Annotated in this window: 16 protein-coding genes; 5 read left to right on the top strand and 11 right to left on the bottom strand. The window is 52.9% G+C overall.

Features of this window, described 5'->3' with window-relative positions; genetic code table 11:
* Positions 1-77 precede the first annotated feature (77 nt).
* The 10 genes from C4S63_RS09515 to C4S63_RS09470 form a co-directional block, all read right to left on the bottom strand.
* Complete coding sequence (locus C4S63_RS09515) at positions 78-962, bottom strand: metal-dependent hydrolase (protein ID WP_007149555.1); 885 nt, start codon at positions 960-962, stop codon at positions 78-80.
* Between the two features lie 41 nt (positions 963-1,003).
* Positions 1,004-1,870: an SDR family oxidoreductase gene (locus C4S63_RS09510; protein ID WP_007150445.1), complete on the bottom strand. Its 867-nt coding sequence runs from the start codon at positions 1,868-1,870 to the stop codon at positions 1,004-1,006.
* A gap of 10 nt (positions 1,871-1,880) precedes the next feature.
* A complete protein-coding gene (locus tag C4S63_RS09505) occupies positions 1,881-3,392 on the bottom strand; it encodes an NAD(P)/FAD-dependent oxidoreductase (RefSeq protein ID WP_008930244.1) in 1,512 nt (503 codons plus the stop codon).
* Positions 3,389-4,345, bottom strand: a complete 957-nt coding sequence (locus tag C4S63_RS09500; protein ID WP_103917427.1) for an alpha/beta fold hydrolase — start codon at positions 4,343-4,345, stop codon at positions 3,389-3,391. The genes C4S63_RS09505 and C4S63_RS09500 overlap by 4 nt, the downstream gene beginning before the upstream one ends.
* Positions 4,346-4,519: 174 nt before the next feature.
* Positions 4,520-7,600 (bottom strand): Ig-like domain-containing protein, encoded by a 3,081-nt coding sequence (locus tag C4S63_RS09495; RefSeq protein WP_103917426.1) that lies wholly within the window; start codon positions 7,598-7,600, stop codon positions 4,520-4,522.
* A 34-nt stretch (positions 7,601-7,634) separates the two neighbouring features.
* Positions 7,635-8,996, bottom strand: coding sequence for an OmpP1/FadL family transporter (locus tag C4S63_RS09490; protein WP_063509526.1), 1,362 nt, complete (start codon positions 8,994-8,996; stop codon positions 7,635-7,637).
* 334 nt (positions 8,997-9,330) lie between these two features.
* On the bottom strand, positions 9,331-10,974 hold the full coding sequence (locus C4S63_RS09485; RefSeq protein ID WP_007149384.1) for an NAD(P)/FAD-dependent oxidoreductase: 1,644 nt from the start codon (positions 10,972-10,974) through the stop codon (positions 9,331-9,333).
* Positions 10,971-11,930: an alpha/beta hydrolase gene (locus C4S63_RS09480; RefSeq protein ID WP_008930239.1), complete on the bottom strand. Its 960-nt coding sequence runs from the start codon at positions 11,928-11,930 to the stop codon at positions 10,971-10,973. Before C4S63_RS09480 ends, C4S63_RS09485 begins: the two co-directional genes overlap by 4 nt.
* Before the next feature lie 38 nt (positions 11,931-11,968).
* A complete protein-coding gene (locus C4S63_RS09475; RefSeq protein WP_008930238.1) occupies positions 11,969-12,796 on the bottom strand; it encodes an SDR family oxidoreductase in 828 nt (275 codons plus the stop codon).
* Positions 12,793-13,737 (bottom strand): metal-dependent hydrolase, encoded by a 945-nt coding sequence (locus C4S63_RS09470; RefSeq protein WP_008930237.1) that lies wholly within the window; start codon positions 13,735-13,737, stop codon positions 12,793-12,795. The genes C4S63_RS09475 and C4S63_RS09470 overlap by 4 nt, the downstream gene beginning before the upstream one ends.
* 181 nt (positions 13,738-13,918) lie before the next feature.
* Between C4S63_RS09470 and C4S63_RS09465 the strand changes: the two genes are divergently transcribed.
* Positions 13,919-14,524, top strand: a complete 606-nt coding sequence (locus C4S63_RS09465) for a TetR/AcrR family transcriptional regulator (RefSeq protein ID WP_035233472.1) — start codon at positions 13,919-13,921, stop codon at positions 14,522-14,524.
* Between the two features lie 56 nt (positions 14,525-14,580).
* On the opposite strand, the gene C4S63_RS09460 is transcribed toward C4S63_RS09465, so the two are convergent.
* Positions 14,581-15,627, bottom strand: coding sequence for an AraC family transcriptional regulator (locus C4S63_RS09460; protein WP_103917425.1), 1,047 nt, complete (start codon positions 15,625-15,627; stop codon positions 14,581-14,583).
* 122 nt (positions 15,628-15,749) lie between these two features.
* Between C4S63_RS09460 and C4S63_RS09455 the strand changes: the two genes are divergently transcribed.
* From C4S63_RS09455 to C4S63_RS09440, 4 genes are read left to right on the top strand one after another with little or no spacing between them, the layout of a single operon-like run.
* Positions 15,750-16,070, top strand: coding sequence for a 2Fe-2S iron-sulfur cluster-binding protein (locus C4S63_RS09455; RefSeq protein ID WP_008930234.1), 321 nt, complete (start codon positions 15,750-15,752; stop codon positions 16,068-16,070).
* Positions 16,071-16,084: 14 nt separating this feature from the next.
* Positions 16,085-17,497 (top strand): cytochrome P450, encoded by a 1,413-nt coding sequence (locus C4S63_RS09450; protein WP_035248723.1) that lies wholly within the window; start codon positions 16,085-16,087, stop codon positions 17,495-17,497.
* Positions 17,497-19,152 (top strand): GMC family oxidoreductase, encoded by a 1,656-nt coding sequence (locus tag C4S63_RS09445; RefSeq protein ID WP_035248722.1) that lies wholly within the window; start codon positions 17,497-17,499, stop codon positions 19,150-19,152. The genes C4S63_RS09450 and C4S63_RS09445 overlap by 1 nt, the downstream gene beginning before the upstream one ends.
* A gap of 58 nt (positions 19,153-19,210) precedes the next feature.
* The gene (locus tag C4S63_RS09440; protein WP_231866109.1) at positions 19,211-20,482 is read left to right on the top strand and encodes an NAD(P)/FAD-dependent oxidoreductase; all 1,272 of its coding nucleotides are present in this window, start codon (positions 19,211-19,213) and stop codon (positions 20,480-20,482) included.
* The last annotated feature ends 57 nt before the right edge of the window (positions 20,483-20,539 follow it).

Here is a 20,539-nt window from a genome sequence, read left to right as displayed (position 1 = left end):
TTTTGTGTGTCTTTTAGCAAACGGTGGTGACAGAGTCGTCAACTATTCAGAGGTTCCCTAAACCCCCTTGAGCATTATTATGCCGCCGGATTGCTATACAGCTCATGCAGTTGGCCACCTTCAGCGAACAACTTCTCACGCCACAGTTTTTCCAGCCCTTTGGTGTCATGTTGATCAGGGTGGAAATCCGGCTGAATGAACTCAGGAAGGCGCGAAAGGATTTGCGATACAAACCCGTTACGACCTAGCAAAATATTCAGACCTTTAACATTATCGCTGATGTTGCCGAGCTGGCCGTCTTTGACAAGCATCCAGCTCCAGGTGATGCCCAGCATCGGCAGCAAGACGACCATCGAGGCGAGGGCTGCAGCCACGCGCTCTGTACGGCTGTTACCAATAAGCTCATATACGTCGTAGGCAACAGATTTGTGTTCCAGCTCTTCGAGCGCATGCCACTGCCATATTTTGAGCATTTCAGGGTCTGCCTGGCGTACAAAATTCTCGTCTTCAAGCAGCTGCTCGGCGAGAAGCGCAGTAAAGTGCTCCATAAACGTGGTGGCGGCTAGCCGAGTGCTCGGCGGCAACTTCTCTAGTATGGCCAAGCCAATTTTGACAAACCGATCTGGCGACTGCATGTCATAGCCGTACTCGGCGAGAATCTGGTTCAGCCTGTCGTGCTCTCGTCCGTGAATGGCCTCCTGCCCCATGAAGCCCGATATGGCCGCCCGTAGAGATTCGTCCTTAACCTGACCACGAAAGTGTCTAACGGACTCCATGAAATAGCGTTCACCAGGTGGGAAAAAACCGGAGAGCATGGCAAAGAAAGTCGTTGCTGTGGCATTTCCAGCATAAAAATACTTTGGAATGGAATCCGGAAATTGAAAATTGATATGACGCGGTGGAATGCCCACCAGTGCGCCGCTGAGTTTCTTAATGCTTTTTACCGTATTAGACGAGCGCATATCGCCTCCAATCAATAATGTGATAGTTAAAGAGAAAAATGTCAGGCCATGCCCTGATGCGTTTTTTTATTTTTGCTGCTTTGCTGTTTTTTAAACATAATTTCAAGCAAGCGTTGGTAGCCTGTGGGTATCAGTCTCTGTGTGGTGTCCAGCATGACCGCGTCACCGCCTACCAAAACTCTTCGCCGGTTTTTCCGCACGCCTTTCAGGATGGTTCTAGCGGCAGCTTCGGGTGTGGTCATGGCAATTTTTTCGAACATGCTGGCAATCTCTTCTTTGTCGCCCATGTTCATGCTGCCCATGTCTCCCATGCGACTATTACGCGCGATGTTGGTCTTTACTCCACCTGGATGAACGCAAGTCGCGCTGACAAGGCCGCCCGCGATATCCAGCTCTTCACGTAATGATTCTGTAAATCCGCGAACAGCAAATTTTGCGGCGTTGTAGGCTGACTGGGTTGGAACACCGATAATGCCGAAAACGCTGGAGATATTGACGATATGGCCTTCACCTATTTTCTGGAGATGGGGAAGAAATGCCTTTGTACCGTATACGACACCCCAGAAATTGATATTCATCAGCCATTCAAAGTTTTCATAGCTCATGTTCTCGACGGTCTCACCCAGTCCCACACCGGCATTGTTCATGATGAGATTTACTTTTCCGTGTGTTGATACGGTATCTTCCGCGTATTGATAAACCGCATTTTTGTTGCTGACATCAACAACATGAGTGCTGATGTTGACGGCGTAGCCTGCCAGTAATTCGACCGTCTTCTCTAGGCTTTCTTCGCTGATATCAGAGATCGCTAAGTGGCAGCCTTCTTTTGCTAGAGCAATCGCCGTGGCTTGCCCGATGCCCGACCCGGCGCCAGTGATCGCCGCGACTTTTCCTGAAAATGATTTCATCGTTGCGCCTCTATATTGATGTGTTGCTCAGAAGTTTTTGGACGAGATTGCGTTTCGTTTTATGTAGGTTTGTCGTTTCGAATTTAAGGTGGCCATCATTCATTTTTCCATAACGAAGCGCCGGCAGGTCGTGAAGATAATCGTTGAGGTTTTGCCAAGGATCTTTGTTGCCTTGGCGTGGCAGGCGGTCATCAGCACGTTGAATGTAGCCAGAGCGAAGGTTGAGAAAGTTGACATCAGAGCCACACCCTTCCTCGTCGATAGGGGTCACCTTTTCTGCGCCTGTCTTGCGCATATGCTTGAGAAGCCGACAAACAAATTCGGAGGCAATATCTGCCTTGAGGGTCCAGGACGCGTTGGTATAGCCAAAGACCAGTGCCATATTAGGCACTTTTTCCAGCATTAAGCCTTTGTACATCATGGTGTTTGAGAGATTGACGTGCGTACCATCAACACGTAGCTCTGCGCCGCCCAACATTTGCAAATCCAGACCGGTAGCTGTGACGATAATATCGGCAGGTATCCAATCCCCAGATTCCAGTTTTATACCGGTTTTGGTGACATTTTTTATATGATCCGTCACCACGGAAGCCTTGCCTTCACGAAGCACCTTGAACAGATCCCCCTTGGGAACTGCGCACATTCGTTCCTCCCATGGGTTGTAGTGAGGTTGAAAATGCTTCATGTCGATATCCGGCCCCAGTTGTTTGCGAGCAGCGGCCAGCAGTAATCTGCGGATCGCTTTGGGCTTACGAATCGATAGGTTAAATACGGTTCTCTGCAGCAGGATATTGCGTGTGCGCGCCATGCGGTAAACAAGCATTTCTGGCAGTACTCGGCGCAGGTTTTTCGAGATGAGATCTTGCTCAGGGACGGAGGCAACATAAGTAGGGGAGCGCTGTAACATGGTGACATGCGCAGCGCGGTCGGTCATCGCGGGCACCAGTGTTACGGCGGTGGCGCCGCTGCCGATCACGACAACTCGCTTACCCGTATAGTCGTAGTTATCTGGCCAGTGCTGCGGGTGAATTACGTCGCCGCCAAAGCGATTGATTCCAGGAATTTTCGGTGTGTAGCCGGCGTCATAGTTATAATAACCGGTACAGTTGAGGACAAACCCAGCGGTGAAAACTTCTTCTTCACCGGTTTCCTCGTTCAACGCGGTAACCGTCCAGCGATTGAATTCGCTGCTCCAGTCCTCGGCAGTGACTTTCAGGCCAAAATGAATTTTCTTGTGGACCTGATGATGCTCAGCGGTTTCTTCGATGTAATTGCGAATAGAGGGGCCATCGGCAAGCATCTTGGTGTCTGTCCAGGGCCGAAAGTTATAGCCGAGAGTGAACATATCTGAGTCTGAACGGATACCAGGATAGCGAAATAAATCCCAGGTCCCACCAACGCGCTTGCGTCGCTCAAGGATGCCATATCGTAAATCTGGGCACTTGCGGCTCAGATGACAAGCCGCACCGACGCCTGAAAGGCCCGCGCCAATGATCAGCACGTCGAGATGTTTATGTTTCATGGTGTAAGTCTCCGATCGGTGGAGCGTATGTGGATACATTGCGGGTCAAGGTGCTGAAGAAAGTCCAGTACTGCTCCGGTAAAAATACTGTTGCGGTCACCCGCTACCATATGACCCGCTTGGCCGATCACTCGGTACTTGGCATGTGGCACTAAGGCTAATAGTTCCTGGGCTCCTGCTTCGCTGAGTACATCACTGTGATGGCCGCGGATTAGTAATATCGGTAGTTTGAGTCTGCTCGCTGCACGATTGAGTCGCGCTCGACAGAACATGCCTTCATCTCCTTCAGGGATTACCGCGTGATCGAGAAACGCTGGATCCCAGTGCCAATGGAGGCGGCCATTAGCGTCCTGGCGGAGATTTTTTCGTAAGCCCTGTGCGTTTGATGGTGCTTTGCGTGTTGGGTTATAGGCAGCCACGGCATCTTGAACTTGGCTCAATGTGTCGAACCCGTCAGGGTGGCGGCGCATGAACTCAATCACCCTCCGAACGCCTTTGGTCTCAAGCCGCGGGGCCACATCCACTAATACCAGCCCGCGACAGTCCAAGGGGGGCTCTTCTCCAAGGGCTAGCATGGCCGTCAGTCCGCCCATTGATGCACCAACGATATAGGGTGATGAGGGAAGAGACTCAATGATCGCTCGGAGGTCCGTTACCAGCGCGCTGGCGCTGTAATTACCTTCAGGGCACCACTGGCTTTGACCATGACCTCGTGCATCAATGCAGGTAGCACAGTACCCAGCTCTGGCCAGAGCTGTTGCCGTGTGTGCCCAGGCATGGCGTGTCTGTCCGCCACCATGAAGCAGGAGCACCTGCGGTGATTGCGGATCTCCGAACTGGGTCGCACGAAGAACCAACCCGCCGTTTCCAAGAAATTGTATGTCCCTGCCAGACTCAGCCGAGAAACTTGAAGCGTTCAAGTTGAGCTTTGTGGGGATATCGTGAGGATGCATAGTCATCAATAGATATTTATTTGGCTAAACAACCAAATAGTAGCGTCTCATCAGCTGAAAGAAAAGTCCTATTTGTCGATACAGCTGATCACTTTCCTGTGTGGCTTAAGGGTAGGACATAAAAAAGCCCCCACTTAGGAGGGCATGAAAGTGCATAAGCACAAGGGGAAGATGTTAAAAATCCTTCACCGGCAAAAAGGTGAAGGTAAGGTCAACGCCGAGGGGAGGAACTTCCAGCTCGACACCGGCCAAGCCGATGTTAAGGAGGTCAATTTTGGCCGGTATGGTTAGAGGGTCGGGATTGCGGACTTTCAGAATCAGGCGGCCATCGTCAACAAAGCGCAGGGGGCCTTCCAAGGTGACTCCGGTGATAACCTTACTGCGTATGTCATGGCCGAGCTCAATAATTAGCCGTGGCTCTAACTCTGGCGCATCCACCATGAGGTCAAACGTCGTACTAAACCAGGGGCCATCTGGGGTTTCGGTAATATAGCCCGTAATCGGTTGATTATTTTCGTATGCAAGCCGAAGCACCAGGGGGCCGGTATCTAGTGGTATCGTGATTAACCCCAACGCACGAGCTTCCAGAAATACACTGGTCGTTGGGAGAACGGTAGGGAAGACTTTGGCAATGACGGCGCCGGTGACTTCATTTGACGTCATGGGATCGCTATCGATTAGACGGCGATTGACGCGGACATCCGAGTCATAATGGCTTACACCCGCTTGTAATGCACCTGACCCGACAAAGGCAAACTTCTTTTCCGGGCAATCGTCGCCTATGCTGCAGCCAATGTTGGCATTGGTTATTACACCTGACCTGCTTTTTAGCCTAAGCTGCAGGTAGTTGGCGTCGGCAACTGCTCCGCCGTTACCGTCGGGCACAGCGCCTTGCTCGTTGTCATCTATGCTAAGAGTAGCGTTAACATCTGCGACAGGGAGTGAACGCAAGGATACACGTGTGATGCGGTCATCCTCGCCGGTGACTACGAAATGGTTGATTAGGTCGGGCCCCCCTTCTCTAAGTTTTGGCGCTGTAGAGCTAGACTGAGAAATTTGACGTGTTTGTAGTGGGGCTCCATCAATAGAGCATATGGCATTGGTGCCACAAATTGGCGACGCCTTCTCAGAGTGCAGGGTATAGCGGTAAAGCTCATCAACCTGCCATGCGGTGTCTGGGAAAAATTCGATCCGTTGTTCAAGTACTTTGAAACGACCGTTGATGGGATTCCACGCGTTATTGTCAGCATCGAAGTGTTCAACAACAAATGTTTGCTCATTAACCGTTTCGGTGTCGATACTGCGGCTAAAGATAACCCTGATGCTGAAATCCTTAAAGAGGTTTGGTATTGGATAAAGCGGATCGCTATTTTGCCCGCCGACGCATCGACCATTCCGCCAGTTATCGCGATTACCCGTAAGGATGGCACCGGTTAACGCACATGGGTAACCGGGGAAAACGGCGGCGACAATAGGCGCGCGTAATTCATTGGTGTTGCCATTGGGAAGAACGAAGTCCGGTAGACGAATGTCAAGGGTTTGGTCCTGGTTAAGTTGGTTGCCCTGCGTATCTCTAAGCATACTGGACAGGCTGATCTGGATGTCTTTTCCATGTTGAAGGATATCTCCCCCGATGATGATGGTGGCGCCATCGTGTCGCATTGGGTACGTCTTTACTACATCATCAACAGAAACCTGTACAGCACCGTCAAGGAAAACCGAAGCTGGGTTCAATGGTTTGTTGAAGTTCAGGATAACGGGGTCACCAGGTCTTGCATTGGGTTGGAACTTTTCCCCCGGAGCCCAAGACTGCAGCTGCAAAGGCCGAGTGTCTTGGCTTGGGGTAGGCGCTTGGCGCTGGTTTTGATAGGCCTCCATGCGAAATGAGAGTAGGCCAGATGCCTTCTCCAAGCCCAGTACTTCAGGTTCAACAACACTGACCGCATCCAGTACCAGCACACCATCTTTCACAACGGCTAAACCCGCCACCTGCACATTTAGCAGATTCTGGCTGAGAGCCGCATTGGGCTCTTGACCTGCGGCAGTCATTGCTGCATCCATATTGAGCAGGGCATAGCGGGGGAACGATGGGGAATCACTGAATGGATTCGGGATCAGATACCCATTAGCGTCGCTGAGTATCGTGATGGTGACTTCACCGGTTTCCAGCCCGGACGGTATTTCGCCCAGTATATTGACGTCCACGGGGGTGCCTCGGAGTACGGAACCAGCGGGTACTCGCAGTGGAACGGCATTAGGAAAGTTGGGAGCAAAAGCCAGATCTGCAGCTAGATCCCCGCTCAACCCGGTAAATGATTCATCTCCCAGCACAAAGGATTGTACTGGCACCTGATTGATCGGGTTGCCGGTTAAAGTTGACACTAGTTCAGGTTGCTCAGCTCCAAGGCTACCAACTTTTAGAACGGATGTAGCACGGGGAAGTGTGGTTTCCGGAACAAAAGTCCGATTGTACTCCGGCAACTGTTCACCGGTAGTCTGGGCCCGCAGCCCAGCAATCGTTAATGTGTGTTCCACAGGTTTCAGATCCTGGTCAGGATCCAGTGTCAGGTAGCGGCCCTGCAAAAATAGCGATGCGGGAACCAACTTACCGAGGTTGTCACGAAGTTGAACCGATCCGGTTTCGCCATATGCTGTACTGGCCGGATCAACCGTCTGATTAAACGACATCCTGAAGGTGCTCATGTCGTTGGGATGGCTGGCATCATCAATCGACTCTAGCAATGACGGTTGGTCTAGAGGCGTGGCTGAAAGCAGGGTGAAAGAGCCGCTTCCCATGGTTTGCGATGCGCCGGCTTGACTGCCTGCAGTCCGAAACCGAACGCGGGCCACGGAGTTATCATCAATGGCTCCAAGGCCATCATCGTTGACAACCAGATGGTACGCTTCCGCCGGAGCCAGCCGCGATTGAGGATACAGGGCCAGGCCTCTGCCATTGTCTACCACCTGATAGTCAACCATGACGGTATTCCCATCAGTATCACTGACCAGCTGTAGGCGTGAGTCAATGTCATCAATAACCTCTTGCTCAAGTGCAGAGGAAAATCGCAGGATTACTGGCGCGGTAGCTGGAACCTCGGTCTGGCCAGGATAAGGGTAAGAAAAAATTAATGTCTCTGGTGTGCTCCAGGGATTGCTTACATCGCCCTGATCGCCACCGCACCCGGTCAGAAGGGCTGCTATGGCGACCGCCAGACTAATCAGAAACTGGTGGATTGTGATGGGGTTATTATTCATTGCTCTTCTCCTGGTATTAATCGCATGCCTGTTGTTAAAACTTTAGCGACAGGGAGGAAGAAAATACGTTTATTTCACCATCAGCCCTTACCGTTTCATAAGGGGCTGGATCGGTGGAAGAGTTGATGGAGGTCAATTCGAAATCAGCTTCATCCAGCATTTGATACTGGTAAGCGAAGGAGAGTTCTAATGGCATATCTATTATTGGCGCGCTGGACAGACGGTAGCTGGCACCCAGACCGAAAACCTTTTTATCGGTGTCAAGATAGTTAACGTCCTGGGATCGGCTGGATTTTAAAGGTGAGTCCTCCAGGGCTGCGCCGGCAAAGAGTTTCATGGACTCCGACCACTGATAGCTAACGCCAATTCGGGGAATGGTGATGTCGTCAAACGCTAGATTAGCCTGATCGCGAATAGTATCGTCGGCAAACTCGCTTTCAAGCGCAGACCAATTGTGCTGCTCAATGCCTGCCGTCAATTCGAATTTGCCAACGGGAAGCAAAATGGCTGCGCCGAGAACTTCAGGTTGATAGGTATCAATTGTACTAAGCGCTAGGCTCAGGCCTGGTTCAGGGATAACTCCCGGCACAACCACATTGGCATCCACGGATACCTCATAGCTACTTTCCCCCCGCCAGAAAAGAGCCAGCTCCATCTTATCCATTCCAAAAGGCATGCACTCGCTTGTACCGCAAAACATTTCTCCAGAGCGGATATTGATACCTAGTGCCGGTGATAGGGATGGAGAGGCTTCCAGGGAAAGTTTTTCAGAGTCTGTGTTGCCGCCAAGGTCTGAAACTGCTTCCAGGTTGGCTTTGGCCTGGAGGGTAAGACGTGCTGATGCGCCGACGTCAACGCCCCTCAGGACGTTGCTGATAGCGCCACCAAAGGCGAGATAAAGTGGCTGAGATTCATAGCGTAGAAACTGCCCTTTCTGGCTGGTATTGGCCTGATAGGGCAATAGGTTGGATGTGTATTGGTCTACACCCACGTTCAGGCCAAAGTAAATGGGCTTGTCGATGCTGGAAATGCCGGCGACGCGGCTTTTGAAGCCGATTAATAATAGTTCGGAACTGGTGTCAGAGAGGATATCATTCTCTCGCTCCAAAGGGTCTGTTCCTCCCAGTGATTTGGCACGTAATTCCTGGTCGCCATACTGCACAATGACTCCCAGTTCGCCCTCCGGGGAGCGGGCCATGGCGGCCGGGTTGTAGTACACCGACCAGCTGTTGGATGCAAAAGGACTGAATGCCAAGGCAGTGCCGGCATTCATTGGGCCTAGCCCATAAGTGCTCGCTCCGTCGCCAGCACCGCCAATGGCCAAGCCGGGTGAGAGCAATGCTGTAGTGCACGTGAAGAAAAGGAGAGGTAACCGTTTTGTTTTTTTTGCAGACATTTCAGGCTCCTAAAGGGGGCTGTTCTGGTTATAGATGGTGAGTTGTTCTGATTTTCTGTTTGTTTGGTTAAACAACCAATATTGGTCTCAGGCTTAGCTGTCTGTGTCCATGACTGTAATGACGTTGTGCTCTGGCGCTCCGGTAATGTCACACATTAATGCGTGACGCCCAGTCGTCGTCTATGACGAGATGCCGTGTTCTGTTGCTGACCAGGCATGGGTTATCGAGTGGTGTAACGCCTCCTGGGCAGCGCTAAAGCGCACGGTCAACTGGATCTGGAGAGCTCTGCTGGCGTGACATGTACAAGCAGGCTCCACACTTTCTCTGGCACAGTCACTGAGAATTGTTATCTGTTTGTTTTGCCGGAATGCCCTTCTCTGGCAGCTGGGGATGTGGCTCACAGGCTTGTCTCCCGCCGTCGTGTCTGCTGGGAGTGTGCCCGGCCAGTACACTGAACCGGTAGTGATCCATCGGTAAATGCTTGGCTCGCCACAGCATTTCCAGAGAGGTAGAGGGCCGCAGCATTGGCGCGTCACCATGATGGTCGAAGTAATAACTGTTCGACAGCGCGCAGTTGTGGTTAAGGAACACGGTGTTTTGCTGGCGTTTCTGGATATTGCGGAAATACGCGTCATGGACGGACTGACGTATTTCCACTTGGCTGGCTCCACGTCGGTTGGCTTCGCGAATACAGCGAGAGAGGTGGATGGCATTCCCTTCGACCATCTTGAAGTAAGAGGTGCCGATAAGGGCATAGGGACCGAGCATGATGTAAAAGTTCGGGTAGCCCGGAATGGTCAACCCTTCATAGGCCTGGTAACGGTAGTCATGCCAGAAATCGCCCAAATTGATGTTGTTGCTGCCGATGACGTCGAACGAGGGAATATTTCCTTTCTCGAAGGTTTTGTAACCGGTGGCGAGGATCAAGGTATCGATACGCCGTGAGCGGCCGTCCTGGGTGGTGATGCCGCGGGACGTAATACGCTTGATCGGGGTCGTGACAAGCTCAACGTTGTTTCGGGCAAAGGTTCGGAAATAGTCGTTGGAAAACGTTGGCCTTTTGCACCCGAAGCCGTATTTCGGTGTCAGTGCTTGCCACAGGTCCTGGCGGTTGGGCAGCTGTTCGCGCAGGTTGTTTATGCCCGCCTTTTCACACATGCGAACCAGCCAAGGGGCCTGCCGGTAATATATTGCGGAAAGCACCATCAGGGTTTCGCTGACGGTGTCGGTAGCGCCGCGAAGGCTGCGTTGCAAGCCCGGTACGGTTCGGAACAATACCTTGAGCCAGCCAGGCAGAGTCTGATCCGGCTTCTTCAGCACCCAGATGGGGGTGCGCTGGTAGACGTCAAGTTGACGAGCCTGGCGGGCAATTTTCGGAATCAGTTGCACTGCAGTGGCGCCAGTGCCTATTACCGCTACTCGCTTGTCACTAAGATCAAGGTCATCTGGCCAGCGTGCAGTGTGAATGACATTGCCCTGGAACGTATCAAGCCCTTCAATATCTGGCATCTTGGGTGATATCAAACCGCCACAGGCCGAGACAATATGGCGTGCACTAAGTCGCCTGCCATCCGTAAGATCGATCAACCAGACATGGCTGTCGAGATCAAAACGGGCGCTAGCGACTTCGACACCAAAGCGAATCAGTGGGTAGATGCCATACTTGCTTGTTACCTGTCTTGTATACTGGTAAAGCTCGTTTCCCGGCGCAAAAACGCGAGACCAATTTGCGTTTTGTTCGAAGGAAAATGAATAGGTAAACGAGGTAATGTCGACAGCGATTCCCGGATAACGGTTGTCGCGCCAGGTTCCTCCCACATCCTTGCTTCGCTCAAGGATCAAGATATCTTTGATGCCATCGGCACGCAGCTGGATTGCCGCACCAATTCCAGAAATTCCCGCGCCGATGATAATGACTTCATGATCAGGAGTAACGCTGGGACGAGGGTTATGGATTGCAACAGCAGCCATATTCATGATGCAACCTCAACTATGGCGCTATCGCTAGCATTGACCGTTTGGGATGGGGCTTTGCCGACGTTATTGCTGGTCAGATACTTTTCCAGAATTCGGACGATGGTAGGGAAGTCCTGCTTTGCCTCTGGTAGCAAAAAGGTGAATACGGGCCACACGTGCGGCATATCATCGCGCTCCAGAACCTGCACGGGCACCCCCGCATCTCGCGCGCATTGTGCTGCTGCATGGGTATCGTCGCGCAGACACTCTTCGCTACTGACAGTGAAAAGTAGAGGGGGCAAGCCGGTGAAATCCGCGGTGATTGGTGAGGCATACGGGTGAGCGGGGTCCGCGCCGGCCAGATAGATATCCGTTGCCACCTCAATCATGCCATGGGAAAGCATGGTATCGCTGTCGCTATTCGCCTGTCTGGACATCAGGGTGCCTCGCGCATCCGATGCCGGCGAAATGGCGAGGGCGCAAGCCGGCATTTTCAGCAGCTGATCACGGGCACGCAGCAATGTGACTAACGTCAGGTTGCCTCCCGCAGAGTCTCCCGCAATGACCACAGGGCGAGGGTCTGCGATCAGTTCACGATACACATTAAAGGCGTCATCCGTTGCTGCCGGGAAGGGGTGCTCAGGGGCTAGTCGGTAATCCGGAAGAAAGACCCGCGCATTCAGGGCGTGAGCCAAACGGCCACAAAAGTGGTGATAGGTATCAAGCCGCCCGCCGATGAAGGCGCCACCATGCAGGTAGAGTATGGTGATTTGTGGGTCTGCGGTGCCTAGCCAGTGGCCAGCTATTCCTGCAACCTTGCCTCGCTTGAGTCGCACTCCGCGTGGCAGCAGAGAGGGGGCCAAAGGCGCGTTCATCACCCTGCGAAGATGTCTTACCAGTTTGTCCGGGTCGCGTATATCACGCTTCATGCCGGCGCGAAAAAGTAGCTTCAAAATTGTTGTAGGAATGGAGGCCATATTGAATTCCTTGCGTGTTTCGTTTCCACTAATGCGGTTTAATCAGCCAGCATTCTGTAAGCTTCGCCAATCGCGCGGGCGTATAGTCGTGGCGTCAGGCGTTTCAACCGCCAGGCAAGCCGGCCGTCAATTTGTGGCAGCATGTAAAGCTCACCTCGATCAAGGGCACTGAGGGTCTGTCGGGCCACCTGGTCGGCGTTGGTGAGGGCATAGCGGGTCATCGCTGAACGGGCAAAGTCACGGCGACGTTCAGGCAGGCGCCCATTCTCGACGATATTGGTCGGGACCACGGTTGGGCACAGGGCCGTGATTTTTACGCCGGTACCGGTCAGTTCAGAAGACAGCGTTTCGGACAGGGCCAGCACCCCCGCCTTGGTGACGTTGTAGGCGGCCATTTCCGGGGCGGACCCGAATGCGGCAGCAGAGGCCACATTGATGATGCCTCCATAGCCCAGATCGCGAAGCTGAGGGGCAAAATAATGGCAGCCGTGAATAACTCCCCATAGATTGACGTTCATGCACCAGTGCCAATCTTCAAGTGACACCTCGCCGATTGGGCCACCGAGGCCGACGCCGGCGTTGTTGATTACCAGGGTTACCGGCCTGCCGAGCAAAGGCTCGGCATTTTCCGCCAGGTATGCCATCTGTTTTTCATCGCCGACATCACACCCCAGGGCTACCGCGTGAGTACCGAGTGCTCGCAGGCTGATCGCCACCTGTTCGGCGCGCTCTTCATTGATATCGACACACAGTACCGAACCGCCTCGACGGGCAACTTCGTAAGCAAAGCTACGACCGATGCCGCTACCCGCCCCGGTGATGACAGCTGCCGCCTGAGTTGACGGGTGCAAGGGTTTCTTTTTCATGCCTGCCCCCATGCGGGTTCAGGTTGTGGCGTTTCGAATGTACCGTGTACATTGTTGGCTCGGTGGTCTCTGAGCGCTTGATAGGCCTTATGAGGGTCGCCAGTTCTTTCGTAGGCGCGTTTCCAGATCCGGATTACATCACGGTTATCGTCATCCCACGGGTGGAAAGTGGGGGAGAAATAGGGGGGCACGCCAGCGAGTACCTTGGAAAGAATGCCGGGACGCCAGAACAGGACTTTGGTCATTTTGGCGGCGGACCACAAATTCAGAATTTGACGATCCTTGTAGAGCAGATAGGTCTGGTTGCCGATCATAATGGGGAAGCCCAGGGCAATGGCCAGTAGCATGCCACTGATACGCAGTCGGTAACTGCGGTAGCCACCACCACTGGCATCGACGAAGACGTCATAACTGACGCTCTTGTGCTCGGTTTCTTCGACAAAGTGCCAGTAGAGCATGGCACGCAAATCCGGGTGGGTTTCGTCAAACAGCTCCGGGTGCTCAAGCAGTACCGAGGAAATAATGGCCGTGAAATGTTCAAACGCCGCTGCGATGGAGCTCTGCATATCGTCACTGAGGCGGTGTTGGAGTTGCTTACGGATCAGCTTGAACACGCCTTCAACCTTGTCGATGGGAACCCCGTGTTGCACGCCGATGGCGTTCATTTCATCGTGCTCACGAGCATGAATGCGCTCCTGGCGAATGAATTCTTTAGCTGCGTTCAGCACTTCTGGATCGTCAAGCTTGCCAAGCTGCCGTCTTGCAGAATTCATCACCCAGCGTTCACCGTCGGGGACGGCGGCGAGAATGGCATTCATCCAGTGAGTGGACCACGGGTCGTTGCGAAACCAGTGGCGAGCCACGTTTTCGATGTTCATGGGAAAGTGAATGTCACGGGTTACAACCTCGTCGTAACCAATCTTGCGGTTTGCCAGAGCCATTGGATCGCTCCCAAGTAAAGTGCATTCATTGGACTTTATTTGTATGACCAACCAAATTCAAGATTATAAGGTAGACAGCGTGTTTTTATCTGTATAGATCGAATAGTGCCATCGGCCAGGAAGGCTGGGCCGACTTTAAAAGGAATGCTAGAATCAAAGGCTTACAGCATGGGAGTGCCTTGTGGGAAGAAAGAAAAATCAGGTAACGCCGGTGGCGGAGGCGGATCGAGTGTTTGTGCTCGGTGCTGCAGCTCGTCTATTTCGTCAAAAGGGGTTCGATAAAACCACCGTTAAAGAAATCGCCGAGGCTTGTGGCATGCTGCCTGGCAGCTTGCATTACCGTTACCCCTCCAAGGAAAGCATTCTGGTCGACTTGATGCGCCTTGCGCTTGAGCAAGCGTCTACGGCCTTGTCTGAGGCCATTCGGGGGGAAAGTGAGCCGCTTGAGCAGTTGCGTCAGGGGATCAATGCTCACCTTGAGTTGCTGGTTGGTGGGTCGGATATGGTCTATGTCCTCCTTTTTGAATGGCGCTCCTTGCAGGGCCAGTCACGCAAGGAAATGATTGATCTACGAGACAGATACGAACTTCTTTGGTCTGCTATGATCCAATCCTTGTCCTCTCAAAACCTGATTCGTGCGGATGTAGATCGTGATCTTTTGCGCCTTATCGGCTTGGGAGCGTTAAATTGGGTCGCAACATGGTTTAACGAGGGCGGGCGGTATACCGTAAAAGATATCGGTGACTTTGTGTGGGTGGTAATTAAAGACGGTGTGCTCAAGCGCTAGACGATCTATTGAATGAGAAGTCATGACCAGCGCTGATTGCTGACTGTCAGCACGGCTTATGTGCCCGTCCTTTGTCTGTACTGATCAGGAGTCTGACCAAACCAGCGTTTAAACGCCCGTCTGAAGCTGGCAGTGTCATGATAATTCAACAGTGTAGCGGTTGCTTCGACCGAGAGCTGACTCTCGCATAAATAGCTTGCTGCTTGCCTGGATAGCACTTCATCGCGAATCTTTCTGAAGCTGCTGTTTTCTTTCTTGAGCTTCCGTGCAAGGGTGCGTTTGCTCATGAAGAGGGAGGCGGCGGCTTCATCTTCACTCAGTGTCCCGGGTGGTCGGAAAAGCATCATTTTCTGTAGCCGAGTCCGATAGTCCGGTTCAGGGTTCTGAAGGCGCGCAAGCATGGATTCGCACTGCTGAAAGGCCAGATGATAGCTTTCATGATTGGCTGATGCGTTCGGCTTTCGACATAACTCCATTGCTAATTTTAGTTTGAAGTGATTGCAGTCGAAGTAAACTTTGCCTGGTAAATACTCCCGGTACATGTCCTGGTAGACGGGGGCTGGATGGGGGAAATGAACCTCTGATTCATACAATGGGCGACCTACGATGAACTCGCCAATTTCAAAAAAAGCCTTGATCACAGTATCTGCCAAGCAGCGCTCCACGTCGTTGTCCATCGCTACCTGAAAGCTCACAACACATTCCAGATAATCCTCAGTGTTTTGCAGGTTCACCTGAATAAAGCTTGCTCGCGTAGGCAGGAAAGTGTGAACGGCTTGCAGCGCGGTATAAAGGTCGGGGCTGCTGTTAGCAACAAAGCCCATCACCCCATGGGTTGCCGGGGTGAGGCGCCTGCCCAACCGCAAGCCGAACTCTGGTTTACCGGATAGATCCAAAGCATTACGCAAGATCTGCATCTGTTGGGTTGCGGTGAGTCGACTCTCATCTTTGAGTAATTGCGTAACATCCACATCTGTTTTGCGCAGGAGTCGGGGCAGCTCTCGTGCACTCAGACCAAGTTCACGGGCGATAAGGCGTGAGTAGTTCGATGGGATATCAGCATCCACGCTTTGCAAGCTATCACTCTGCGTAGTTATTGCCATTAGCCTCTCCTCGGAAAGTCATTACTGTCTTTAAATGTCCCCGTCCTGTCAAGAAATGTCCTCGCTGGCATGCCGCTATATAGCCAATCTTCAGGTTAGACATAAATACTAGGAGACGCGCTGTGGGAAAAATTATCTTTATTGAACATGACGATACCGAGCATGTGACGGAATTCAGGGCGGGTTCTACGCTTATGCAAGTTGCGGTTGATAACGCCGTGCCAGGTATCGATGGTGATTGTGGCGGCGAGTGCGCCTGTGGTACCTGCCACATGATTGTTGCCGATGAGTGGTTCGGCAATACCGGAACGGTTGGTGACGCGGAAGAACAGATGCTGTCCATGACCCCGGAGCGGGCGAGAACCTCGCGTCTGGGCTGCCAGGTAGAAATTACTGAGGCGATGGACGGTATGACCGTGCATTTGCCTGAATTCCAGATGTAAGCAGGGAGAAAGCTATGTCAACAAAAACAAGCTCAAGCAACAGTTTGCAGACCAAGGTTTTCAACGTTTCGTCGAAAGTGGTGCCAATGCATTTTCAGATTAAAACCATGAAAATGTTGATGAAGGCAAAGAGAAAGGCCGTGGGTTCTCGCTCCACACAAATGGAGTTTGTCGAAACTCCCCTGCCTGATGTTAGCACCTTGGCACTGGAAGATATCGACACCAGCAACCCTTTTCTGTATCGACAAGATCAGTGGCGCGCCTATTTTAAGCGGTTACGAGATGAAGCTCCGGTACATTACCAGAAGAACAGTCCATTCGGGCCTTTCTGGTCAATAACGCGCTATGAAGATATTTTGTTCGTCGACAAGAGCCATGAACTGTTTTCCTCTGAGCCGCAAATTATTCTGGGTGATCCACCGGACGGACTATCGGTGGAAATGTTTATCGCCATGGATCCGCCCAAACATGATGTACAGCGCCGAGCGGTGCAGGGCGTCGTTGCTCCGAAAAACCTTAAAGAAATGGAAGGGCTGATTCGTTCTCGTGCGGCGGAAGTGCTAGACAGCTTGCCTCTGGATAAACCTTTCGATTGGGTGCCGGCGGTGTCCAAAGAACTGACTGGCCGTATGCTCGCTACGTTGCTGGATTTCCCTTATGAGGATCGTCACAAACTCGTTGAATGGTCTGATCGTTTGTCTGGCGCGGCATCCGCCACGGGTGGAGAATTTACCGACGAAGATGTCATGTTTGATGACGCGGCAGATATGGCGAGGGCGTTCTCCAGGCTGTGGCGAGACAAGGAGGCGCGACGTGCTTCCGGCGAAGAACCCGGTTTCGATTTGATCAGTATGCTGCAGAGCAACGAAGATACAAAAGACCTGATCAATCGGCCGATGGAGTTTATCGGGAATCTGGCGCTGCTTATTGTTGGTGGAAATGATACCACTCGCAACTCGATGAGTGGTGGCGTGCTGGCTTTGAATCAGTTTCCCGAGGAATTTAGAAAACTGAAGGCAAAACCGGAGTTGATTCCGAATATGGTTTCGGAAATCATCCGTTGGCAAACCCCGTTGGCGAATATGCGCAGGGTTGCTACCCAGGATGTTGAGCTTCGTGGTCAGACCATCAAGAAAGGGGACCGGGTGTTAATGTGGTATGCCTCGGGAAACCGGGACGAACGCAAGTTCGAAAACCCTGATCAACTTATTATTGATCGCAAGGACGCGCGAAACCATATCTCTTTTGGTTACGGCATTCACCGTTGCATGGGTAACCGCTTGGCCGAGCTGCAACTTCGCATTCTGTGGGAAGAGTTACTGAAACGCTTCGAGAATATTGAAGTTGTTGGCGAGCCCGAGCGTGTGCAGTCTAACTTCGTGCGGGGCTATTCCAAATTGATGGTCAAGCTGACGGCAAAAAGTTAATGAAATGTCTGAGCGGGGTGTCGCCTGAAGCATTCGATTATGTGGTGGTCGGCGCGGGCTCTGCTGGGTGTGCGGTTGCAAGCCGTTTGTCCGAGAGCGGCCGCTATTCGGTGCTGCTGCTTGAAGCCGGACCTGAGAGCCGCGGTAACCCTTTTGTGAACATGCCGTTGGGTTTCCTGCAGCTGATGTTCAGCCGCCGATTCAATTGGCAGTTCAATACCGAACCGCAGCCCCATATGCATGACCGTGTCTTGTTCCAGCCGCGGGGCAGAATGCTTGGTGGTTCTAGTGGCATGAACGCGCAGGTCTACATCCGCGGGCATGCCTGGGACTACGACGAATGGGCGCGGCAGGGCTGTGATGGGTGGTCATACACTGATGTTCTACCTTACTTTCGTAGATCCGAACATTTCGAGCCGAAGCTGAACCCGGCCGAGGTTGAATTTCATGGCCTCGGAGGTCCGCTCAATGTTGCCGAGCGCCGTTACACCAACCCGTTAAGTGCGACCTTCGTTGAGGCAGCGAGGCAGGCAGGGTACCGGCTCAATAGGGACTTCAACGGTAGTGAGCAGGAGGGAGTGGGGTTCTACTACGCTTATCAGAAAGACGGCATGCGGTGCAGTAATGCGCGCGCCTATCTCGAACCCGCCGAGGAGCGTTCCAACCTGACGGTTCGCAGCGGCGCGCATGTTACCCGTGTGCTGCTTGATGGCACCCGTGCCACCGGTGTCGAGTACCGAAGCGCTAAGGGGCTGGTGCAGGTCAGTGCCGGGCGCGAAGTTGTGCTCTGCGGCGGAACGTTCAACTCGCCGCAATTGCTAATGTTATCCGGCATCGGTCCGCGTGAGGAGCTGTACCGGCATGGCATTGAATTGCGTCATGTCCTGGAGGGCGTTGGACAGAATCTACAGGACCATATCGACGTGTTCGTGCGCGCCAGAACGCGCAGCCGCCAGAGTATCTCGATGCATCCTAGCTACTGGCTAAAGGGCCTGGGGGCACTGCTGCAATACCTGATCGGTCGGCGCGGTGTGCTGTCCAGCAACGGCGCCGAGGCAGGCGGGTTCATCCGCTCCCGGCCGGAGGAGGCGATACCCGACCTGCAACTACACTTTGGCCCTATGCTGTACGCCGATCACGGGAGGGACATGAAGGTCGCAATGAGTGGTTATGGCTACATAGTGATGATCTACGGACTTAGGCCATTGTCGCGTGGGCGGATTGGTTTGCACAGTGCTGATCCGTTCACTGCCCCGTTGATAGATCCCAACTACATGGCCGAATCCGCCGACGTCGAGCAGCTCGTTCGCGGGGTACGTCTGGTGCGTAAGATCTTGGCGCAGCCTGCATTCTGCTTGCACCACGAAGTCGAGATGTCGCCAGGGTCGGAGCTGCAGAATGATGAGGACCTGGCCGCATGGGTGCGGCGTAGCGGCGAGTCCGCCTACCATCCAGTCGGAACCTGTAAGATGGGTGTGGATCCGATGGCGGTGGTCGATTCGCGTCTGCGAGTGCACGGCCTGCGATCCTTGAGGGTAGTTGATGCCTCTATCATGCCGACACTGGTCGGCGGTAACACCAACCAGCCGGCAACCATGATCGGCGAGAAGGGAGCCGCGATGATACTTGAGGATGCTGAGATGCTCAGCAGTTAGGCATCCTGTGCGTGCGCGATCGATATCGCGGCCTCTTGCTCACCTGCGGTGTTGGGATATGAAAATACGCTTCCAAGGCGCACAAAAGAGACAACCTATGGTTAACAAAAAGAAAGATACGACAGTCATCGTTGGTGGTGGACATGCAGCCGGTACGCTCTTGACAGCCTTGCTGCAAAAGAAATATCAGCATGAGGTAGTACTGGTGAGCGATGAGCCTCATCCTCCCTACCAGCGTCCACCTTTGTCCAAAAGTTATCTTGCAGGAGAGGTTGATCAGTCGTCTCTGTACCTGAAGCCGCGTTCGGTGTATGAGAATGCGGGGCAGCAGTTGCGGCTCGGTGTGCGCGTCGAAGGGATCGACCGATACGCGAAAAGCATCAAGTTGTCGGATCAAAGCACATTGAAATACGATCGATTGGTTCTGGCGACGGGGTCACATGTTCGTCGCCTTAAAGCGCCCGGATCAGATTTGAAAGGAATACACTATCTGCATGATATCGCTGACACCGATGCTCTGCGCAATCAATTAGTGCCGGGTAAACGCCTGGTCATCGTGGGCGGCGGTTATATTGGCCTTGAAGTGGCTGCCAGCGCTATCAAGAAAGGTGTTAATGTCACGGTCCTGGAAGCCGCCGAACGCTTGATGCAGCGTGTTACGGGGCCAGAAATGTCCACGTTTTTCTACGCCAAGCACACTGCTGCTGGCGTTGATGTGCGTCTTGGCACGGCGGTAACTGGCTTCGAAGCGGGTGATAAGGGGCGTGTGGCAGGCGTGACCTTGGCCGATGGTGGCAATGTTCCGGCTGATATCGTGCTCGTATCAATAGGTGTCATACCGGAAACTACATTGGCCGAGAACGCTGGCCTACTCTGCGATGACGGTATTGTCGTGGATGAATTTACCCGCACTGATGATCGCGACATCTTGGCAATCGGCGACTGTACCCGCCACCGGAATCTTTTTTTCGAAAAGATGCAACGGCTTGAGTCTGTTGCCAACGCGGTTGATCAAGCGCGTACGGCGGCGGCGACCTTGATGGGCGAGGAGATGCCCTACGATAGCGCACCATGGTTCTGGTCGAACCAATATGACGTCCGCTTACAGATGGTTGGGCTGTCGCAAAATCATGATCAGCGGGTGCTGCGCGGCACCACCAATGATAAGGGATTTGCGGTGTTCTATCTGCTCGAGGGCTCTGTCATTGCTGTTGACGCGGTCAATCTGCCCATTGCTTTCATGGTGGGCAAGCAGTTGGTCCAGCAACGCAAGAGCGTTAGCGCTGACGCATTGAGTAATACGGATATCGAGCTGAAGTCTTTAATCTGAAGCATGCGAAGTGCGATCAGTAACCGGTCATCCTTTCGTGGTATCCCAATAGAGATT

It is taken from the genome of Alcanivorax sp. DSM 26293, from assembly GCF_900107995.1.
Classification (GTDB): domain Bacteria; phylum Pseudomonadota; class Gammaproteobacteria; order Pseudomonadales; family Alcanivoracaceae; genus Alcanivorax.
This window is presented reverse-complemented; position numbering and strand designations above follow the sequence as displayed.

What these genes read in the sequence shown, in the direction of transcription:
- C4S63_RS09515 (WP_007149555.1), bottom strand. Translation starts at nt 962, where the DNA reads ATGCGCTCGTCTAATACGGTAAAAAGCATTAAGAAACTCAGCGGCGCA.
- C4S63_RS09510 (WP_007150445.1), bottom strand. Translation starts at nt 1,870, where the DNA reads ATGAAATCATTTTCAGGAAAAGTCGCGGCGATCACTGGCGCCGGGTCG.
- C4S63_RS09505 (WP_008930244.1), bottom strand. Translation starts at nt 3,392, where the DNA reads ATGAAACATAAACATCTCGACGTGCTGATCATTGGCGCGGGCCTTTCA.
- C4S63_RS09500 (WP_103917427.1), bottom strand. Translation starts at nt 4,345, where the DNA reads ATGCATCCTCACGATATCCCCACAAAGCTCAACTTGAACGCTTCAAGT.
- C4S63_RS09495 (WP_103917426.1), bottom strand. Translation starts at nt 7,600, where the DNA reads ATGAATAATAACCCCATCACAATCCACCAGTTTCTGATTAGTCTGGCG.
- C4S63_RS09490 (WP_063509526.1), bottom strand. Translation starts at nt 8,996, where the DNA reads ATGTCTGCAAAAAAAACAAAACGGTTACCTCTCCTTTTCTTCACGTGC.
- C4S63_RS09485 (WP_007149384.1), bottom strand. Translation starts at nt 10,974, where the DNA reads ATGAATATGGCTGCTGTTGCAATCCATAACCCTCGTCCCAGCGTTACT.
- C4S63_RS09480 (WP_008930239.1), bottom strand. Translation starts at nt 11,930, where the DNA reads ATGGCCTCCATTCCTACAACAATTTTGAAGCTACTTTTTCGCGCCGGC.
- C4S63_RS09475 (WP_008930238.1), bottom strand. Translation starts at nt 12,796, where the DNA reads ATGAAAAAGAAACCCTTGCACCCGTCAACTCAGGCGGCAGCTGTCATC.
- C4S63_RS09470 (WP_008930237.1), bottom strand. Translation starts at nt 13,737, where the DNA reads ATGGCTCTGGCAAACCGCAAGATTGGTTACGACGAGGTTGTAACCCGT.
- C4S63_RS09460 (WP_103917425.1), bottom strand. Translation starts at nt 15,627, where the DNA reads ATGGCAATAACTACGCAGAGTGATAGCTTGCAAAGCGTGGATGCTGAT.
- C4S63_RS09450 (WP_035248723.1), top strand. Translation starts at nt 16,085, where the DNA reads ATGTCAACAAAAACAAGCTCAAGCAACAGTTTGCAGACCAAGGTTTTC.
- C4S63_RS09445 (WP_035248722.1), top strand. Translation starts at nt 17,497, where the DNA reads ATGAAATGTCTGAGCGGGGTGTCGCCTGAAGCATTCGATTATGTGGTG.
- C4S63_RS09440 (WP_231866109.1), top strand. Translation starts at nt 19,211, where the DNA reads ATGAAAATACGCTTCCAAGGCGCACAAAAGAGACAACCTATGGTTAAC.